General features: G+C 61.7%; 18 protein-coding genes. 15 read left to right on the top strand and 3 right to left on the bottom strand.

Translation table 11 applies throughout. The features are described 5' to 3' along the window. Positions 1 to 122: 122 nt before the first annotated feature. Genes GC125_RS03285 through GC125_RS03315 form a run of 7 tightly spaced genes read left to right on the top strand, consistent with a single transcriptional unit; the run spans position 123 to position 6098 of the window. Positions 123 to 608, top strand: a complete 486-nt coding sequence (locus GC125_RS03285; RefSeq protein WP_151984023.1) for a c-type cytochrome — start codon at positions 123 to 125, stop codon at positions 606 to 608. Beyond that, positions 605 to 2155, top strand: coding sequence for a quinoprotein dehydrogenase-associated putative ABC transporter substrate-binding protein (locus GC125_RS03290; protein WP_199864416.1), 1551 nt, complete (start codon positions 605 to 607; stop codon positions 2153 to 2155). Before GC125_RS03285 ends, GC125_RS03290 begins: the two co-directional genes overlap by 4 nt. Next, on the top strand, positions 2119 to 3171 hold the full coding sequence (locus GC125_RS03295; protein ID WP_151984025.1) for a quinoprotein relay system zinc metallohydrolase 2: 1053 nt from the start codon (positions 2119 to 2121) through the stop codon (positions 3169 to 3171). Before GC125_RS03290 ends, GC125_RS03295 begins: the two co-directional genes overlap by 37 nt. After that, on the top strand, positions 3168 to 4004 hold the full coding sequence (locus GC125_RS03300; protein ID WP_151984026.1) for a quinoprotein dehydrogenase-associated SoxYZ-like carrier: 837 nt from the start codon (positions 3168 to 3170) through the stop codon (positions 4002 to 4004). Before GC125_RS03295 ends, GC125_RS03300 begins: the two co-directional genes overlap by 4 nt. Then, positions 4001 to 4516, top strand: coding sequence for a DUF3280 domain-containing protein (locus GC125_RS03305; protein WP_151984027.1), 516 nt, complete (start codon positions 4001 to 4003; stop codon positions 4514 to 4516). The genes GC125_RS03300 and GC125_RS03305 overlap by 4 nt, the downstream gene beginning before the upstream one ends. 20 nt (positions 4517 to 4536) lie before the next feature. Further along, positions 4537 to 5298, top strand: coding sequence for a lanthanide ABC transporter ATP-binding protein PedB/LutE (locus tag GC125_RS03310; RefSeq protein ID WP_199864417.1), 762 nt, complete (start codon positions 4537 to 4539; stop codon positions 5296 to 5298). Next, a complete protein-coding gene (locus GC125_RS03315; RefSeq protein WP_151984028.1) occupies positions 5295 to 6098 on the top strand; it encodes a lanthanide ABC transporter permease protein PedC in 804 nt (267 codons plus the stop codon). The genes GC125_RS03310 and GC125_RS03315 overlap by 4 nt, the downstream gene beginning before the upstream one ends. 18 nt (positions 6099 to 6116) lie before the next feature. Here the strand turns inward: GC125_RS03315 and fghA are convergent, their stop codons facing one another. Together fghA and GC125_RS03325 are read right to left on the bottom strand one after the other, a co-directional pair. Then, on the bottom strand, positions 6117 to 7025 hold the full coding sequence (gene fghA, locus GC125_RS03320; protein ID WP_151984029.1) for an S-formylglutathione hydrolase: 909 nt from the start codon (positions 7023 to 7025) through the stop codon (positions 6117 to 6119). 37 nt (positions 7026 to 7062) lie between these two features. Continuing rightward, complete coding sequence (locus tag GC125_RS03325; RefSeq protein ID WP_151984030.1) at positions 7063 to 8175, bottom strand: S-(hydroxymethyl)glutathione dehydrogenase/class III alcohol dehydrogenase; 1113 nt, start codon at positions 8173 to 8175, stop codon at positions 7063 to 7065. 347 nt (positions 8176 to 8522) lie between these two features. On the opposite strand from GC125_RS03325, the gene GC125_RS03330 reads away from it, so the two are divergent. Genes GC125_RS03330 through GC125_RS03360 form a run of 7 tightly spaced genes read left to right on the top strand, consistent with a single transcriptional unit; the run spans position 8523 to position 15920 of the window. Then, positions 8523 to 9635 (top strand): lanthanide ABC transporter ABC transporter substrate-binding protein PedA1, encoded by a 1113-nt coding sequence (locus tag GC125_RS03330; protein WP_199864418.1) that lies wholly within the window; start codon positions 8523 to 8525, stop codon positions 9633 to 9635. A 41-nt stretch (positions 9636 to 9676) separates the two neighbouring features. Then, positions 9677 to 10654 carry a PQQ-dependent catabolism-associated beta-propeller protein gene (locus tag GC125_RS03335; RefSeq protein WP_151984032.1) on the top strand — a complete coding sequence of 326 codons (978 nt, stop codon included), beginning with the start codon at positions 9677 to 9679 and terminating at the stop codon, positions 10652 to 10654. Between the two features lie 40 nt (positions 10655 to 10694). Then, complete coding sequence (locus GC125_RS03340; protein ID WP_151984033.1) at positions 10695 to 11351, top strand: hypothetical protein; 657 nt, start codon at positions 10695 to 10697, stop codon at positions 11349 to 11351. Then, positions 11348 to 12049 (top strand): hypothetical protein, encoded by a 702-nt coding sequence (locus GC125_RS03345; protein ID WP_151984034.1) that lies wholly within the window; start codon positions 11348 to 11350, stop codon positions 12047 to 12049. The genes GC125_RS03340 and GC125_RS03345 overlap by 4 nt, the downstream gene beginning before the upstream one ends. A gap of 20 nt (positions 12050 to 12069) precedes the next feature. Continuing rightward, the gene (locus GC125_RS03350) at positions 12070 to 12405 is read left to right on the top strand and encodes a hypothetical protein (protein ID WP_199864419.1); all 336 of its coding nucleotides are present in this window, start codon (positions 12070 to 12072) and stop codon (positions 12403 to 12405) included. Between the two features lie 30 nt (positions 12406 to 12435). Continuing rightward, the gene (locus GC125_RS03355; protein ID WP_151984036.1) at positions 12436 to 13623 is read left to right on the top strand and encodes an FIST signal transduction protein; all 1188 of its coding nucleotides are present in this window, start codon (positions 12436 to 12438) and stop codon (positions 13621 to 13623) included. Then, entirely contained in the window at positions 13620 to 15920 is a 2301-nt protein-coding gene (locus GC125_RS03360; RefSeq protein WP_151984037.1) for a hybrid sensor histidine kinase/response regulator, read from the top strand. Before GC125_RS03355 ends, GC125_RS03360 begins: the two co-directional genes overlap by 4 nt. Here GC125_RS03360 and GC125_RS03365 read toward each other — a convergent pair. Continuing rightward, entirely contained in the window at positions 15902 to 16558 is a 657-nt protein-coding gene (locus GC125_RS03365; protein ID WP_151984038.1) for a response regulator transcription factor, read from the bottom strand. The two genes, GC125_RS03360 and GC125_RS03365, sit on opposite strands and share 19 nt — an antisense overlap. 352 nt (positions 16559 to 16910) lie before the next feature. Here GC125_RS03365 and GC125_RS03370 point away from each other — a divergent pair, with 352 nt between their 5' ends. Next, positions 16911 to 18506 carry a BCCT family transporter gene (locus tag GC125_RS03370; protein ID WP_286165346.1) on the top strand — a complete coding sequence of 532 codons (1596 nt, stop codon included), beginning with the start codon at positions 16911 to 16913 and terminating at the stop codon, positions 18504 to 18506. Positions 18507 to 18534: the final 28 nt, after the last annotated feature.

Below are 18534 nucleotides of genomic sequence, written 5' to 3' on the forward strand. Positions count from 1 at the left end.
ATCGTTCCTGAACATCGCGCGGCCCGGTCACGCACCGGGCCGCGAAGCCAATTGAAAGACGTCCTTCCCGACGGCCAGCGCCACCGGGCGGCGTTCAAAAAGACCATCTCGAGGAGATCCTTATGAAATATCTGATGTCGGCCGCCACCGGCCTTTGCGGTGCGATGCTGCTTTTCACAGCCGCATCCCTTGCTCCCGCCCAGGCCCAGGAAGAGACGGTCGATTGGGAAGACAAGCCTTATACCGTCGAGGATGGGAAAGTGGATTACGGAACCTACAATGGCTTCCGCCGGTACCATAACACCTGCCACACCTGTCACGGTCCGGATGCCATGGGCAGCACGTTCGCGCCGGCTTTGGTCAAATCGCTCAAGGACATGTCCTACGCGGATTTTGCCGCGACCGTTGCCAATGGCCGCACTTCCAGCGGCGCCAGCGGCAACTCGGTCATGCCCGCCTTCGGCGACAACGTCGATGTCATGCTCTACATCGACCACATCTACGCCTACCTGAAGGCGCGTGCCGACGACGCCGTGGGGCGTGGTCGTCCCGATCGCATCGATCCGGAAAACGATCCGGTCTTCCAGGAATGGCAGGCGAACCAATGACCGGCCGGCTCCATCGCTCTTCGCTCGTTCTTGCGCTCACTTTCGTGATGGCATCGATGGGTCTCGGGCAGATTGGAGCGCAGGCGCAAACCGCCGCCGACACCACGCCGGGCGGGATGGGATCGATCGGCGCCCAGCAGGGAGGCGGCGAATTCAACCGCTCGCTGCTGGGCGAGATCGTCGACCGGACCCAACTGAGGGTGTGCGCCGACCCGGGGAATCTTCCGTATTCCAACGACAAAGGCGAGGGATTCGAAAACAAGATCGCGGAGTTGATCGCAGACGAACTCGGTGTTCCGATCGAATACACCTGGTTTCCGCAGACGGTGGGGTTCGTGCGCATGACGCTCGGAGCGTCGCGCTGCGATCTCGTCATCGGCGTGGCGACCACCAACGAGTTGATGCAGAACACCAACCCCTATTACCGCGCTGCCTACATGATCGTGCACAAGGCGGATCTGGCGCTGACCTCCGGCAATCTGGATGATCCGGCCTTCGACAGCCTGCGGATCGGCATCCAGCCGGGAACGCCGGGCGCGACCACCGCGGCCCGTTATGGCCATCTCGACCAGTCCAAGCACTATCCGCTGATCGTCGATACGCGGATCGACAAGCCGGCCAGAGACATGGTGCAGGATGTGGCTGATGGCGATACCGATGCGGCGCTGGTGTGGGGACCGCTTGCCGGCTATTGGATCCAGCAGATCGATCCGAACCTCGTGATGGAACCGCTCGACGCCGCACGCGGCACGGAGCGCGTCGACTACCGGATCTCGATGGGCATCCGCCACGGCGAGAATGACTGGAAGGATCAGCTCAACGCGATCCTGATGGAGCACAAGGCCGACATCGACGCGATCCTGCAGTCATACGGCGTGCCACTCCTCGACAATGCCGGCAAGCTGATCATTCCGATGACGCTGCCCGCCGCCGCAGATCCGGCGGAGAGGACCGATGATGCAGGTGGCGCCGAGCGTCAGGATGCTCCTCAGCAACGCACCGATAGCGGGAGCGAAGGGGACGGTCAGCCTCTCAATGCGCAGGCAACCACAGAAGCCCAGCCCTACCGTATGGAGAATTATCGCGCGCCGGTGCCCGATGGCGTCACGGGTGCGCGAACGGTCGATATCGCTGCTATGCGCGTGCTTGTTGCGTCCGACGACGTCGCGTTGATCGACGTGATGCCGGCGCCGCCGTTGCCTGACGACCGGCCGGATGACAGTGTTTGGCGTGAGCCTGAGCGGGAATCGATTCCAGGTGCGCACTGGCTCGCCAATATGGGCTACGGGAAGCTGCAGCCCGGCGAGGATGCGGCGTTCCGGACGAAGCTCGAGGAATTGGTAGGAGGCGAGGCCGAGAAGGGCCTCGTCTTCTTTTGCGAGCGCGATTGCTGGATGTCCTGGAATGCCGCCAAGCGCGCGGTGGAATATGGGTTCACCGACGTGACCTGGTTTCCCGACGGGGTGACGGGGTGGGCCGAGGACGATGGTGCGCTGGCAAGCGTACGGCCATGGCGTCCGAATCTGACATCCGCATCGATCCATTGATGGCGGCGCAACGACATCGCCGGCCACAGATCAGCAGCTTCAACGGCGTGATCGGGCAGGCGGTACGCGGCGGTGATCCCACCCGCCGGCAGTTCGTCTGTCGCTCCGCGATGCTTGCGTTCTTTTCCGGCTGCTGTCCGTCGAGCGGCACTGCGCTCGCCCGCCAAGCCGATCTTCCGTTTCGCGAAATCGAGGACGGGATCCATGTGCGCTACGGCCTCCAGGAAGCGATGACCGCGGAAAATCACGGGGCGATCGCGAATATCGGCTTCATCGTCGGCGAGGACAGCGTTGCGGTCGTCGACACCGGCACGACGTATGCGCAAGGTGTATCGCTGATGGCTTCGGTGCGCCGCGTGACGGACAAGCCGGTAAGCCACGTGATCGCAACGCATGTCCATCTCGATCACTGTTTCGGACATGGAGCCTTCAAAGACGCAGCACCCGTTTTCGTCGGCCATCATCGGCTGCCCGGGGCGCTCTCCGAGCGCGGCGATTATTATCTGGAGCAGATCAGAACGCTGTCGCTGGATGGTGCCGACACACGGGTCGTGCAGCCCAGTCTTCTCGTCGACGACACCGCGGAAATCGATCTCGGTGGCCGAAAGATCGTGCTCAAGGCGTGGCCGGCCGCTCATACGGACAACGACCTGACCGTCTTCGACACCCGGACCGGCATGTTGTGGGCGGGCGACCTGCTTTTCGTGGACCGAATACCCATCGTCGACGGCAGCCTCAATGGCTGGATCGAGGCGATGGACGACCTGATGCCGGGCGATGTTTCCCAAATAATACCAGGCCATGGCGCGCCTGGATTCGGGCGCGGGGCGATCGACCGGCAGAAGGCCTACCTCGTCTCGCTGCGAGACGGTGTGCGCTCGGCGATCGCAGAGGGTCTGGACATGACCGAGGCCGTTGCAGAACTCGGCGATCTCGCTGGGCCGAATTGGCTATTGCGGGACGAGGGGCACGGGCGCAACATCATCACAGCTTATGCGGAACTGGAGTGGGAATGATGAGACCTTCAACATCCCTTCGCTTCGCGGTCTCGGCGTGGTTTCTTTTGCTGGTGATCCTGGTGATACCGGCGGGGCATCCGGCGTCGGCGCAGGATAGCCAGGCTTGGAGCGAGATACGGACCCAGCTTTACGGCGATGAGCGCACCATCCACGACGGCAGCGCCTTGCTGGAAATCGAGGCGCCCGATCGCGCCCAGGACGCGGCGCTCGTGCCGATCAGCATCAAATCGCTCATCGGCCCGGACGACGAACGCTACATCAAGTCGTTGACGATCGTGATCGACGAAAACCCGGCGCCGGTTGCCGGCACGTTCCATCTGTCCCGCGACAACGGCATCGCCGACATCTCCACGCGCGTTCGCGTCAATGCCTATTCCAACATCCGGGCAATCGCCGAAATGGACGATGGGCAGCTCTACATGGCGGAGACCTTCGTCAAGGCATCCGGCGGCTGCGCTGCTCCGGCAACGAAGAACAACGCCCAGGCGATGGCGCGGCTTGGCGACATGCGCATGCGCCAGATCGGCGACTGGCAAGTCGACAAGCCCTCAGAAATCCAGCTGATGATCAGCCATCCCAATTTCAGCGGGCTGCAGACCGACCAGGTCACGCAACTCTGGATCCCGTCGCACTACGTGCAAAGTCTGGATGTGTCGGTTGATGGTAAGTCAATACTGACGTTTGAGGGTGATATTTCGATCAGCGAAAACCCCAGCATCAATTTCTTCGTCAAGCCGCAAGGCGATGGAGAACTGACGGCGCGGGCCGTCGATACGAAGGGCAATGTCTTCGAGCAGAGCTGGCCGCTGCGCATGGGGTCCGCCTCGTGAGGTCGATTTCCGTTTGCATCGCCTTGGCATGTGTCGTCTCGCTGGCGTCGATCGTTCCGGCCATGTCCGCAGATGGCGAGAAGCTCGCGATCTTCACGTTTGAGCTGTACGATACGAGCCTCGAGGGTGAAGTGCGCGGGGCCGACCCGGCCGAAGCGGCAAGACTGGAGATGATTACCGACTTGCTGCGCGACGCCTATCGCGACCAGGGCGGCTACGAACTGGTCGACACGGATGCGATGCAGGAGCGGCTGGCCACCATGCCGAAGCTGCGCACCTGCAATGGCTGCGAAAGCCGGCTGGCGCGCGAAGTGGGTGCCGATCAGGTCGTCACCGGTTTCGTGCAGAAGATCTCGACCTTGATCCTCAGTCTCAGCATGTCGGTCCACGATGCCGAGACGGGCAATCTCGTGCGCAAGTACAATGCCAGCATCCGCGGCAATACCGATGAAAGCTGGAGCCATGGCGTGCGCTACCTCATCCGCAACCAGCTCTTCGAAGAACAGCAGTAGAGAAGGAGCGGTCTGCAGGCATGATTGAAATGGCGGAGCGGCCGACGGCACTTTCGGTCAAGACCCTTTCCTACAGCTACGGCAAAAAGCCTGCGCTGAACGACATCAGCTTCGATCTCGCGCGTGGCAAGGTGACTGCGCTTCTCGGCCCGAACGGAGCCGGCAAGACGACGCTGTTTTCCCTCATCACCGGGCTCTTCGATTGTCGTGAAGGCGAAGTCGTGATCGCGGGTCATCCGCTGCGGCGTGACCGGTCGGCGGCGCTGTCGTCGCTCGGAATCGTCTTCCAGGCGCAGACGCTGGAACTCGATCTCACCATCGACCAGAACCTTCGCTACTTCGCGGCGCTGCGCGGCCTGACACGGCATGAGGCGAAGGATCGGATCGACATGCTTCTGGCGGCGATCGGACTCGAGGGATTGAACAAGACCAAGGTGCGCAAGCTGAGCGGCGGGCAAAGGCGTCGCGTTGAGGTCGCCCGCGCGCTTCTCGATCATCCGGCCCTGCTGCTGCTCGACGAACCGAGCACAGGGCTCGATATCGCGACGCGGCGTTGGCTCATCAAGCATGTTCACGAGCTTGCCCGAGACGAGGGGATGACGGTTCTTCTGGCGACGCACCTGGTCGACGAGGTGGCGGACGAGGACGACGTCATCGTGCTCGACAAGGGCCGGATCGTCGCGGCTGGACAAGTAGACGCCATCGTCGCGTCGGCCGGTGCGGCCAATCTGGACGAGGCCTTCACCCGGATGACGGCACATGATGCGGTCCGCGCCGCATGAAGAGCGGACATGCGAGACGTGCATTCTTCGCGATCCTCTCGCGCGAAATGCTGCGCTTCGTGCAGCAGAAGGGCCGCTTCTTTTCCGCGCTCGTGCGACCGCTGATCTGGCTGATCGTTTTCGCTGCCGGCTTTCGGGCGGCGCTCGGCCTCTCCATCATCCCGCCCTACAAGACCTACATCACCTATGACGTCTATGTTGTGCCGGGGCTGATCGGGATGATCCAGCTTTTCGCCGGCATGCAGAACTCGCTGTCCATGGTCTACGATCGCGAGATGGGTTCGATGCGGGTGCTCTTGTCGACGCCGCTGCCGCGCAGCTACCTGCTTCTGGCGCGCATGCTGTCGGGAACATTCGTGTCGATCATCCAGGTGTATGCGTTCGTCATCATCGCCATGCTGCTCGGCACGCGGTTGCCGGTGGCCGGGCTGATCATGATGTTTCCCGTGTTGATCCTGACGGGCATGACGCTGAGTGCGCTCGGCATGTTCCTGTCGTCATGGATCAAGCAGCTGGAGAATTTCGCGGGAGTCATGAATTTCCTCATCTTCCCGATGTTCTTCATGTCGTCGGCGCTTTATCCGCTCTGGCGCATGCGCGAAGGCAGCGTCACGATCTACGAGCTGTGCCTGCTCAATCCGTTCACCTATGTGGTGGAGCTCATCCGGTTCACGATCTATCGCGAACCGAACCTCATGGCGCTCGGTATCGTCGTCGCGACGTTCCTGGTGTTCGGGATCGCGGCGCTCGTCGGCTATACGCCGGCACGGGGCGGACCTGCCGCGGGCAGGGGTGGCTGAAGCGACCGGAGTAGCGGTTCACCCTGCTGGTTCCTGCTGCAGGATATGCGCATGGTGGCGCAGATGATCGTCGATGAACGTCGCGACGAAGAAATAGGAATGGTCGTAGCCTGCCTGCATCCGCACTTTCGCCGACTGGCCCCGATCCTTCAGCGCGTCGATGAAGCGCTCGGTCTGTAGCTGCGTCTGCAGGAAGGGGTCGTCGGTTCCCTGATCGATGAGGATCTGGGTCGGGAAACCGCGTGCGCGCAGGAGGCTCGTGGCGTCGTAGGGAAGCCATGCGGCCTCGTCGGGCCCGAGATAGGCGGCGAACGCTTTTCGACCCCATGGGACTGCGCTCGGCGCAACGATCGGTGAAAAGGCCGACACGGAACCGTAGCGCTCGGGATGGCGCATGGCGATCATCAGGGCGCCGTGTCCGCCCATGGAGTGCCCCAGTATCCCGCATTTGCCACTTCTGACGGGAAATGCGCTTTCGATCAGCCGGGGTAGCTCGTCGGCGACATAGCTGAACATCTGGAAATGATCGGACCAGGGGGCTTGGGTGGAATCGACGTAGAAGCCGGCGCCTTGCCCGAGCCCATCGTCATCGTTGTCCGGAACGCCATCGCCACGCGGGCTCGTATCGGGCACGACGATCATCAGACCCAGTTCGGAGGCCATGCGCTGGGCGCCTGCCTTCACGGTGAAGTTCTCGTCGGTACAGGTAAGGCCTGAGAGGAAATAAACGACCGGGACGGCTCTGCGTTCGATGGCGGGCGGCAGGTATACGCTGACGCGCATCGGCGTGCCCGTGGCAGCGCTGTCGTGGATCAGCGCGAGTTGCTGGCCGCCGAAGGACGACGCACGAGAGAGTTCCTGGAAAGGCTGGCGGCGAACGGCGTCAGCTGCGGCGAGTGGCTGGCTTCGGCGTTGATCGACGTCCATCGCAGACTTCCTCGTCCGGACCCTGTCGGCTCGACCGTCAGAAGACCACCACGCTCCTGATCGACTTGCCTTCGTGCATGAGATCGAATGCCGTGTTGATCTCCTCGAGCGGCATCGTGTGGGTGATCAGGTCGTCGATGTTGATCTTGCCCTCCATGTACCAGTCGACGATCTTGGGCACGTCGGTGCGGCCGCGCGCGCCGCCGAATGCGGTGCCTTTCCAGACGCGTCCCGTCACAAGCTGGAACGGCCGCGTGGCAATCTCCTTGCCGGCTTCCGCCACGCCGATGATGATCGACTGCCCCCACCCGCGATGGCAGCATTCCAGCGCCTGGCGCATGACGTTGACGTTGCCCGTGGCGTCGAACGAAAAGTCGGCGCCGCCATCCGTCAGATCGACGATCGCCTGCACGACCTTGTCCTGGCCGAAATCGTTGGGATTGACGAAGTCCGTCATGCCGAATTTGCGCGCCATCTCGACCTTTGCGGGATTGAGATCGACGCCGATGATCTTGTCGGCACCCACCATGCGCGCGCCTTGGATGACGTTGAGACCGATGCCGCCCAGGCCGAAGACGACGACATTTGCGCCCGGCCAAACCTTGCCCGTGTAGATGACGGCACCGATGCCCGTCGTCACGCCGCAGCCGATATAGCAGATCTTGTCGAAGGGAGCGTCGGCGCGCACTTTCGCCACTGCGATCTCCGGCAGAACTGTGAAATTGGAAAAGGTCGAGCAGCCCATGTAGTGGAAGACCGGACCGCTGTCGCAGGCGAAACGGCTCGTTCCATCCGGCATGACGCCCTGGCCTTGCGTCGAGCGGATCGCGGTGCAGAGGTTGGATCGCTGCGAGAGGCACGTTTTGCAGTTGCGGCATTCCGGCGTGTAGAGCGGAATGACGTGGTCCCCGACTTTTACGGATGTGACCCCGGCGCCGATTTCGCGCACGATGCCCGCGCCCTCGTGACCGAGGATTGCCGGAAACTTGCCTTCCGAATCGAGGCCCGACAGGGTGTAGGCATCGGTATGGCAGATGCCGGTCGCCATGATCTCGACCAGGACTTCACCTGCTGACGGACCGGCCAGCTCGACCGTCTCGATGGATAGAGGCTGGTTCGCCGCCCAAGCGACTGCCGCACGCGTTTTCATGCCGATCCCCTCTTGCTGTCTCGACGCAAGATGGCAGCTTGCGACCAATCGATTGTAGGCAGAGGCAATAATGGGCTAAATAGTCCTTAAGTACTTCTGGGAAATGAAGACGTCGATTTACTGGCCATGAATGCGCCAACGTCAGTCGGAGACTGGCGTAGTACCTTAGCACTATATCGACGTGTCGGCCCCTTTGTCACATTGCCATTGGGAGATCAGGCGTTTCAGCGCCGACCAGTGGAGCGACAGAAACCGGCGGGGGCCGGGCGGGAGGATATTTGATACGACTTTGCACAACCGTTGTGCTGGCTATACTTGCCACCACCACGGCAGCCAGGGCCGTAGACGTGGAGATCGTGTTCCTTTCGCGGGAACAGGAAGAACGTCTGCCATTGTCCTTCGTCGATCCCATCGTGGAGGATCCGGGCGTATGGGGCGCGCGGCTCGCTCTCGACGATAACAAAACAACAGGCGGATTTCTCGGACACGAGTATTCTCTTGTCGAGCGGGTTTTGACCGCTGACGAAGACATCGTCGCCGTGTTCGAGGAAGAGCGGCAAAGTGGTCGGACGCTGTTCATCTCGGACTTGCCGCGTGACGATCTGCAATCGATCGCCGACCATCCGGAAGCCAGCGAAGCGCTGATTTTCAACGGTCGCGTCGGTGACGACGACCTGCGCATCAATGTGTGTTTCGACCACGTGTTCCACACGACGCCGAGCCGCTCCATGCGGACCGACGCCCTGGTGCAGTTTCTCGTCTGGAAGCGCTGGCCGCGGCTTTATCTCGTGTCGGGAACGCAGGAAAACGATGTCGCCTTTGCCGAGGCGGTTCGTCGTTCGGCCGAGAAATTCGGCGCTGAGGTCGTGGCCGAGAGCGACTACGCCTATTCGGCGATCTCTCGGCGCACCGACAGCGGCCATATCCAGATCCAGGATCAGATGCCATTGGCGACCCAGGAAGGCGGCGAGTACGACGTGCTCGTCGTTGCCGACGAAAACGAGGTGTTCGGAGAGTACCTGCCGTACAACACCTATGCTGCCCGTCCAGTCGCCGGAACACATGGCCTGGTCGCGATGTCGTGGCACCGGGTTCTAGAGCAATGGGGATCGACCCAGATCCAGCGCCGCTTCGAAGAGGTCGCGGATCGGTGGATGGAAGAGCGCGACTATGGCGCCTGGCTCGGTGTCCGCTCGATCGGCGAGGCCGTTACCCGGCTGAACAGTGTCGACGTGGCAGAAATTCGCTCGTTCCTACGCAGTGCGGATTTTGAGATCGGTGGGTTCAAAGGTGTAGGGCTCAGCTATCGCGACTGGAACCAGCAGATGCGACAGCCCGTGCTGATTGCGAACAAGCGCGTGCTTGTCTCCGCTTCGCCCCAACCGGGTTTCCTGCACGAACGCACACCGCTGGACAGCCTCGGCTACGACCAGCCGGAGAGCGAATGCCGACTGCAATAGAGAAAGCGACGTCGAAGCATATCAACGGGAGGAAGTGGGCAATGAAGTATCGTGGCAAGGTAGCGGCACTCGCGGCGGGTGTGGGATTGGTGGCCGGCATTTGGCCGGCGCACGCATTGACGGTGTTCGTGTCGAACGAGCAAGGCAACACGATCTCCGTGATCGACGGTGAAACGCAGGAAGTTCTCGAAGAAATTCCTGTCGGCAACCGTCCTCGCGGCATCGCGCTCGGCCATGACAACCGGTTTCTCTACATCTGCGCCAGCGACGACAACACGATCGAGGTTATGGACACCGAGACGTTGGAACTCGTCGATACCTTGCCGTCCGGACCCGACCCGGAACTTCTCGTCATCGCACCGCAAGGCGACCGGCTTTACGTTGCCAACGAAGACGACAACCTCGTCACCGTGATCGATCTGGAAACGCGCGAAATGATCGCCGAGATTCCGGTCGGCGTTGAGCCGGAGGGCATGGGCGTCAGCCCGGACGGGAAGATCGTCGTCAACACGTCGGAAACGACGAACATGGCCCACTTCATCGATACCGATAATTACGAGATCGTCGGCAACGTGCTTGTCGGTCAGCGGCCGCGCATCGCCGAGTTCACCTCGGACGGCTCGGAAGTCTGGGTTACGGCCGAAATCGGCGGCACGGTCAGCGTGATCGATCCGGTGGCGATGGAAGTCATGCACGAAATCTCGTTCGAGGTGCCGGGCGTCGAGCCCGAGGCTCTGCAACCGGTCGGCGTGAAGATCCTTGAGGATCGCAGCAAGGCCTATGTGGCCCTTGGGCCATCGAACCGCGTTGCGATCATCGATGCGCAGACGCACGAGGTGCTCGATTACATTCTCGTCGGCCAGCGGGTCTGGCAGTTGGAGCTCACGCCGGACGAGACAACGCTGTATACTTCGAACGGCGTCAGCAATGACGTCACCCTGATCGACACGGCAACGGACACTGCGACGGTGTCCATCCCCGTTGGGAGCTTTCCCTGGGGGATCGCGATCAAACCGTGAGGCCGCGTCGGTCTTTCTGTCTTGAGCACGGGAGGTGCCCATGACGTGGACCATCGAGATGCCAAAGCGAGGCGGCGGCGCTGGCCGCCGCTCAATGACGCTTCTGGCTGCGCTCGGTTTGGCAGTCCTGGTGACTGTTCCGATCGCAGCCCAAGCGGCCGATAGTGCGAACCCGGACTGGCCGTGCATCCAGCGCCTTGTGCCCCGCATATCGACGGCGCAGGTCTGGGCGGGGCCGGAGCCGCAACCGGCTTCCTGGGCGCGTGATGATGATATCCGCGCGATGGCCGAGCAGCTTGCGGTGCGCCGATTGCCGATCGACGAGGCGCGCACGATGGTCGGCACCTACGCGGAGCAGCTGCCCGAAGGCGAGCGCAACGAGCAACTCACCGCCCTGTTCGGGCGAACGCTCGAACTGATCAATCGCGATCGCTCCTCGATCATTGCCGGGATCGGCCGTTATGCGCGCAGCCAACGGGAACGCGCCGAACACATTCGGTCGAGCCGCATTGCCGCGGCCGGGAACGCGCCCGCCACGGCCAGTTCCGACAGTGCACCGACAACGCTCGATTGGGAAATCCGTGTCTTCGACGAGCGCCGTCGCGCTCTCATCTATCTTTGCGAGCAGCCCGTTTTGCTCGACCAGCGCGCCTTCGCACTCGGACAGGCGATTTATTCGCAGATGGTGAAAGAATGAGGCGACTTATCCAAAACTTGGTGATCGGCTGTCTGGCGGCGGGTCTCACCGCGACCGCCTTTGTCGCGCCGTCACTGGCGCTGGACGGATCGCGAGCGGAACTGGTGGAAGGTTCCGCCGGCGAGCGGGTCTACGGTGCCAATCACCTTGCCGGGCTGAAGGGCTCCGGTGAGCTGGTCTACGACTACACGCTCGAAGGCGACATTCTCGAGGAACCGTTCAAGGACGAGGTCCGCCTGAAATTTGAGGAATCGGATGCCGAGGGTGGCTTCGATTTCGACATCGCCGTCTTCCCCATGACACGAACGCTTTCGGTTTCGACGACGGCCGAGACGATCAACCCGCTGCTGCTCGTGTTCTTCCAGCGCGATGCGGATTTCATGAGCCGCAACACTGGCGGCTCGCCCCAGTTCTTCCGCAGCCGCCTGCGCGACATTCTTGCGCAGCCGGCCGAAGCGGAAGAACGGACAGCGGAAATTGCTGACGACGAGATTGCCGTCGAAACCATCAGCCTCATGCCGTATGATGATGCGGACGCGGCCAGCCGCATGCCGGATTTCGCCAAGAAGCTCTATCAGATCAGCCTGTCGCCTGATCTGCCCGGCAGCGTCTACGAACTCACGAGTGAAGTGCCCGCAATGGACGGCAGTGGTGTCCGTCTGCGGGAAACATATCGGTTCAGGGAGCTTGTCCAATGATCCGACGATGGCAACTATTCATGGCGGTGCTTGCCGTTGGCGCTGCGGGCACAGTTCCCAGGGCTGAATCCGCGAACGGCTATCCCACTGAGGTCGTCGCCGATTACGTTCTCGGTTGCATGGCGGCCAACGGGCAGACCGCCAAGGCACTTCGGCAGTGTTCGTGCAGCATCGACGTGGTCTCTTCGCTGTTGACCTATGACGACTACAGCGCTGCCGAAACGGTGCTGCGGATGCGGCAGGTGCCGGGCGGCGGCGAGAAGATGATGATTTTCCGCGAGACACCGGCAAGCCAAGTGAAGGTCGATGCCTTGCGGCAGTCGCAGATAGAAGCCGAGGTCCGCTGCTTCTACTGAAGCAGATGGGCTCGACCGTCGGGCGCAGGAATGGATGACTGGGAACAGAGTGATCTGGGCATTCGTGACCGGCCGAAGGCCGCACCGCGACCGGCCATTCGCCGTGCATGGTCCGGATCACGCATGCCGGAAGGCATCGTCGAGGAACTTGCCGCCGGCATTGTCGATTGCGACGCGTCGCTGATCGCGCTCTTCGTATCGTCGGCTGCGCCCTACGACGCGGTGGTGCGTTCTTTGTCGGCCCGGTTTCCGGGCGTGCCGCTGATCGGCTGCACGACCGCCGGCAGCCTGACGGAGCAGCGCTACGAAGCCGATGGCGCGATCGTGCTTGCCTTCGATCGCAGCGCGTTTTCCTTCGAGATATGCCTTCTGGAAAACCTCAAGGAATTTTCCATTCCACGCGGTGGCGAACTGATCGAAACTGCCTATTTCCGGCTGTTGCGCGAGCTCGAGCAGGACCGCTCGAACCTCTTTGCCATGCTGCTGGTCGACGGGTTGTCGCGACGCGAGGAGGAGATCGCAGCAAGTGCTTATGCGGCGCTGGACGAGGTGCCCGTTTTCGGCGCATCGGCCGGCGACAATCTGCATTTCGACACGACGCAGATCTTCTACAATGGGGCGATCCTCGAAGACACGGCGCTGGTCGTCATCGGAGCTTCCAACCGTCAGCTCGAAGTCTTCAAGTTCGAACATTTCCGCCCGATGGAGGAGAAGCTGGTCATCACCAGCGCCGATCCGGAGCGGCGCATCGTCAAGACCATCAATGCCGAGCCGGCCGCCGAAGAATATGCGCGGCTGATTGGGGTGGATGTTTCGGCGCTGACGCCGGCTGTTTTTGCCGCAAATCCCCTGCTTGCGCGGATCGGCGGCGACTATCACGTGCGCGCCATCCAGAAGTCGGACGACCAAGGGGCGCTGCATTTCTTCTGCGCGGTCGATGAAGGCATCGTGCTTACCCCGGCGTCACCCGTCGACATGCGCGACAATCTGCTGCTCAACATGGAGCAGATCTCCGACCGGCTGGGATCGCTGGAACTGGTCCTTTGTTTCGATTGCATCCTGCGGCGCCTGGAAGCCGAACGGCTCGGCATCAAGCATGAGCTTCTGCCCATCTTCAAACGCTTCAACATGATCGGCTTCAGTACCTATGGCGAGCAGTTCAAGTTTCTCCATCTGAGCCAGACTTTGACCGGGCTGGCGATCGGAGCGGCCGAATGAAGCATGTCGATCCGAACCTTCCTTTCGATCAGCAACTCGACCAAGAAGTGCGGCAGCTTCGGCGCGAAAACGAGAAGCTTCGGATCATCCGTGACGCGCTGATCGGGCAGGTGGACCGCAACAACGATCTGTCCGGCCGCGTCTTTCGCGCGATCGAACCGCTGATCGAGGTGGAAGGCAACGTCGAAAAGCGCATCCAGCGTCTCGCCCGCGCGATGAGCGAGGCGAAGATCGCGCGGCGCCAGCTTCGCCAAGCCATCGATTCCATCGGCGAAGGCTTCATTCTCTACGACAAGGACGACCGCATCGTTCTCTGCAACCGCAAGTATCGCCAGATATTCCCGGAGCTGGAACATCTGCTGAAACCCGGGACGCATTTCCAGGAAATCATCCGGCATGCGGCCCGGCTCGGCGTCATCGTGGAGGCGGTGACGGATCCCGATGCCTGGATTGCCAGCCGATCGAGCAGCCACAGCGAAGCGCGCTGTCAGTTTCAGCAATTGCTGAGCGACGGGCGTTGGATCCAGATCAGCGAAAGGGCGACGGAGGACGGCGGCAAGGTCACCATCGTCAGCGACATCACGCCCTTCAAGCGGTTGGAGGAGACGAGCCGGTTGACCCGTATGGCGGAGCAGTCCGAAGTGCTCGCCACCACGCTCGCCAGCATCGCGCAGGGTGTCGTCGTCTTCGATGGCGCGCGTCGTTTCGTTGCCTGGAACTCGCAGGCGGCGATGCTCACCAACTTGCCCTATGTGGAGCTTCACGAGGGAACGACGGTCCGCGAATTGATCGGTCTTCTCCTGTCTCGCGGAGCGCGGATCGCGGAAGAGCGCGAAGGCGAGTTTCTTCGCTGGATCGGGCAGGTGAACAAGCGGCCGCCCTTGCGGCTGGAAATCTTCTACCCTGGCGGAAGGACCGTTTCGGCCAACTTCCGCGCCATGCCGAATGACGGCTTCGTGGTGACGCTGACCGACGTGACGACGCAGTACCAGGCTGCCCGTATGCTGGAGCGCAGCAAGGACGAGCTGGAAGAGCGGGTCAGCGAACGCACGCGTGAACTGGTGGCGCTCAACGCCGCGCTTCAAGACGAGGTGCGACGGCACGAAGTCACCGCGGCCGACCTCGTTCGCACACGCCGCGCCGCCGAAGCCGCGAGCATGAGCAAGACGCAATTCCTGGCTGCCGCGAGCCACGATCTTCTGCAGCCGCTCAATGCGGCGCGCCTCTATCTCTTCGCGCTGGAAACGGCCGCAGGCATGCAGCCGGAGGCCGTGAAGCTGATCGACAATATCGATCACTCGCTGCAGTCGACCGAGCGCATTCTCGGCACGCTTCTCGACATGTCGAAGATGGATTCGGGCTGCTACGAGATGAAACTTGCCGATGTGGAACTCGGCCAGTTGTTCAAGACGCTACGCATCGAGTTCAGTGCGCTGGCCGGCGCACGCGGTCTCGATCTCAGGATCGTGCCGACAACGGCGATCATTCGCACGGATCCCAATCTCTTGCGCCGGATCGTCCAGAACTTTCTCAGCAACGCGATCAAGTACACGGCGACCGGCCGCATCCTTCTCGGCGCCAAACGCGAGGGTGCATCGCTGCGCATCGAAATCCACGATACCGGACCGGGTATCCAGCCGGTCGACCGGCAATTGATCTTTCAGGAGTTCAAGCGCGCGACCGCTGTGACCTCCGATGTAACGGGACTTGGCCTCGGGCTCGCCATCGCGCAACGCGCGGCCGATCTCCTCGGCCAACGGATCGAGCTCAAGTCGGAGGTCGGGCGGGGATCGGTGTTTTCGCTCGTCATCAACGCATGGCGTAACCAAGGCAATTCGGGCGACACGGCGCATGCTAATGTGATGGACAGCAAGCCGCAGGTGACGGCGTCTCCGACATCGGAAAAGACGCTGATCGTGCTCGAAAACGACGAGACGGTCGCGCATGCCATGACGACGCTTTTCGATCACTGGCAGTTTGCGAGCGTGTCCGGATCGTCCTATGCCGAGATCGAAGCGCGCTTCGATCTCGATCTGCCGAGGCCGTCTGCCATCATCGCCGACTATCATTTGAATGGCGACGTCGACGGCATCGAGGCCATCGTCAGGTTGCGTGAACGGATCGGCACTATGGTGCCGGCGATCCTCGTCACTGCGGAAACATCCTGGGCGGTGCGCCAGCGGGCCCGTCAAAACGGCATCGAACACTTTGCCAAACCGGTCAAACCGGCTCAGCTGCGCGCCTATCTCACCCATCTGGCGATCGACATCGAGGTCGATCAGGCACCCAGCGCCTGATCGAACATCGTGCGCTGCGCAAGAAGCACCGCCTGCATGCGCGACGGCACTTCGAACTTGCGCAGAATCGCCGACACATGACCTTTGACGGTCGACTCGCTGATCGACAGCTCATAGGCGATCTGCTTGTTCAAAAGCCCTTCGCCCAGCATGCGCAGCACGACGCGTTGTTGTGGTGTCAGGCTGTGCATGGCGGCGGCGAGGTGAACCTCCTCCGTGCGCCTTGTCTCGGGACCATTGATGTCCATGCCGTTCGGGCTCTGAGGGAAGGCCGCGCCACCCCCGAGCACGACGTCGATAGCCTCGAAAATGTCGCGTGGCTTGGCCGTCTTGCTGATAAAGCCGCTTGCGCCCATGCTTCGAACCATCGGCATCAGCCGAATGTCATCGAGGGCCGAAATCACGATGATCGGCAGGCGAGGCGCCGCCTTGCGAAGACGCTCCAACCCGTCCAGACCCGATGCATCCGGCAGCTTCAGGTCGAGCAGGGCAAGGTCGACATCGTGTGTTTCGATGGCGGAAAGGGCTTCGGCCACGGACTGTGCTGGCTGGACCGCGCAATCCGAGAGTCCATTGACGAGCGTCATCTCCAACGCTGCGCACACCAATGGATGATCGTCCACAACCAAGATCAGCATCCGCGCCCTCCTCCAGCGTGGTTCTGACGGTTAATGTCACAAATCAATACGGATTCTAGGCTATTCCGGATAAGGCGAGCGGGCAACCGCCATCTTTCGTCTTAAGCGCCGAGATTGGTCCGCACCGGTGGCGGGATATGATGAATGATCGGGGCGGATAGTATTCACCCCCTGTGGATGCCGTCGCAGTGCGACCAATCCCGAATATGCAGCGCCAAGTTCACAAGGGTGGCCGTATCGGTTCAATTTGGGTACTGAACAGTCTTGCCGACTGGTGTCGATATTCAAGGACGACTCGATTGCCTGCCGAAACTGGACTGATGATGACGGGAGAATATTAGTGGAAGCTCTAATGCAGCGCCTGGGGTTGCGCACGGATCCCATCATCTTCCTCGTCTCCGCCGTTCTCACTTTCGTCTTCGTCGCGGTGCTCGTCATCGCACCTGGTCCAATCGGTAAGGCCTTCGAGAATGGCCGGGCGTGGATCGTTACGAATCTGGGCTGGTTCTTCATTCTTGGGGTCAATGTCTGGCTGGGCTTCCTTATATGGGCGGCCGCAAGCCGCCACGGGCACATTCGCTTGGGCAAGCGCGACAGCCGGCCCGAATATTCCAACCTGTCCTGGTTCACGATGCTGTTTGCCGGCGGGATCGGCACCGTCCTGATGTTCTGGGGCGTGGCCGAGCCGATCAGCCATTTTTCCGAGCCACCGCTTCCAGGCGTCGAACCCTACAGCCAGCAGGCGGCGCGCGATGCGATGGCAATCTCGATCTATCATCTCGGTTTGCACACCTGGACGATCTTCACGCTGCCGGGTCTGGCATTTGCCTATTTCATTCACCGGTACGACCTTCCGGTGCGCGTAAGCTCGGTGTTCTATCCGCTGCTTCGCGAACGCATCCATGGTCCGATCGGCAAGACGATCGACATCGCCGCCGTGCTTGGGACGTTGTTCGGCGTCGCCGTTTCGCTTGGCCTCGGCTCTTCGCAGATCGCCGCGGGCCTCTCGGCGCTTTTCGGCGTGAATGACGGCGTGCCGCTGACGGTTGCGATCCTGGCGGTGCTGACCGCTGTGGCCGTCGCTTCGATCGTCGCGGGGCTCGACAAGGGCGTCAAGCTCTTGTCCAACCTGAACATCGGCATGGCCGTGGTGCTGATGTTCTTCGTACTGCTTGCCGGCTCGACGCTGTTTCTCCTGCGCGGAATCGTGGAAACGTTCGGCATCTATTTTTCGAACCTTCCACGCCTTGCGTTTTGGAACGACATGTTGGCCGACAACGACCCGAACGGTGAAGGCTGGGGCTGGCAGGGCGGCTGGACCGTCTTCTATTGGGCGTGGACGGTAACATGGTCGCCCTTCATCGGCATCTTCGTGGCGCGCATCTCGAAGGGCCGCACCATCCGCGAGTTCGTCTTCGGCGTTCTCATGGCGCCTTCTCTCTTCACGCTGATCTGGTTCGCGATCTTCGGCTGGCAGGCGATGCAGTTCGACGGGATCGGAGTCGTGCGCGAGCAGATGGGCGAAAACGCGGGGGCGCTCAGCCGCGCAGTCGCGGACTCCGTGCCGCTCGCCATGTTCGCGTTCTTCGAAAACCTGCCTTTCGTCCAATTGATGCAAGGCTTCGCCATCGTGATTGTGGCGATCTTCTTCGCAACGTCGTCGGATTCCGCGTCGCTCGTCATCGATATGCTCTGTACCGGAACCGAAGAGCCTGGTCCGGTACGTCAGCGTGTCTTCTGGGGCGTATCGGAGGGCCTGGTCGCCGCCATGCTGATCGTGCTTGCCGGCGAGGCGGGCTTGGAGGCACTGCAGCAGGTCATCACGGTCGTCGGTCTGCCGATCTTCTGTCTGGTCTTCATGATGATCCCATCGCTCATCAAGGGCTTCTATCTGGAAGACATCGACCATGTGACGATCGGCCGGCGGCCGAAGCTGACGGAATTCTAGCCGTCGATCATCGCCGTTCTATGAAACG

Origin of the sequence: Rhizobium sp. EC-SD404, assembly GCF_902498825.1 — a bacterium.
Classification (GTDB): domain Bacteria; phylum Pseudomonadota; class Alphaproteobacteria; order Rhizobiales; family Rhizobiaceae; genus Georhizobium.

Coding starts and splice junctions, on each gene's coding strand:
- GC125_RS03335 (WP_151984032.1), top strand. CDS start 9,677: ATGAAGTATCGTGGCAAGGTAGCGGCACTCGCGGCGGGTGTGGGATTG.
- GC125_RS03295 (WP_151984025.1), top strand. CDS start 2,119: ATGGCGTCCGAATCTGACATCCGCATCGATCCATTGATGGCGGCGCAA.
- GC125_RS03285 (WP_151984023.1), top strand. CDS start 123: ATGAAATATCTGATGTCGGCCGCCACCGGCCTTTGCGGTGCGATGCTG.
- GC125_RS03290 (WP_199864416.1), top strand. CDS start 605: ATGACCGGCCGGCTCCATCGCTCTTCGCTCGTTCTTGCGCTCACTTTC.
- GC125_RS03325 (WP_151984030.1), bottom strand. CDS start 8,175: ATGAAAACGCGTGCGGCAGTCGCTTGGGCGGCGAACCAGCCTCTATCC.
- GC125_RS03355 (WP_151984036.1), top strand. CDS start 12,436: ATGGATGACTGGGAACAGAGTGATCTGGGCATTCGTGACCGGCCGAAG.
- GC125_RS03370 (WP_286165346.1), top strand. CDS start 16,911: ATGCAGCGCCTGGGGTTGCGCACGGATCCCATCATCTTCCTCGTCTCC.
- fghA (WP_151984029.1), bottom strand. CDS start 7,025: ATGGACGTCGATCAACGCCGAAGCCAGCCACTCGCCGCAGCTGACGCC.
- GC125_RS03350 (WP_199864419.1), top strand. CDS start 12,070: ATGGCGGTGCTTGCCGTTGGCGCTGCGGGCACAGTTCCCAGGGCTGAA.
- GC125_RS03315 (WP_151984028.1), top strand. CDS start 5,295: ATGAAGAGCGGACATGCGAGACGTGCATTCTTCGCGATCCTCTCGCGC.
- GC125_RS03345 (WP_151984034.1), top strand. CDS start 11,348: ATGAGGCGACTTATCCAAAACTTGGTGATCGGCTGTCTGGCGGCGGGT.
- GC125_RS03300 (WP_151984026.1), top strand. CDS start 3,168: ATGATGAGACCTTCAACATCCCTTCGCTTCGCGGTCTCGGCGTGGTTT.
- GC125_RS03360 (WP_151984037.1), top strand. CDS start 13,620: ATGAAGCATGTCGATCCGAACCTTCCTTTCGATCAGCAACTCGACCAA.
- GC125_RS03310 (WP_199864417.1), top strand. CDS start 4,537: ATGATTGAAATGGCGGAGCGGCCGACGGCACTTTCGGTCAAGACCCTT.
- GC125_RS03365 (WP_151984038.1), bottom strand. CDS start 16,558: ATGCTGATCTTGGTTGTGGACGATCATCCATTGGTGTGCGCAGCGTTG.
- GC125_RS03340 (WP_151984033.1), top strand. CDS start 10,695: ATGACGTGGACCATCGAGATGCCAAAGCGAGGCGGCGGCGCTGGCCGC.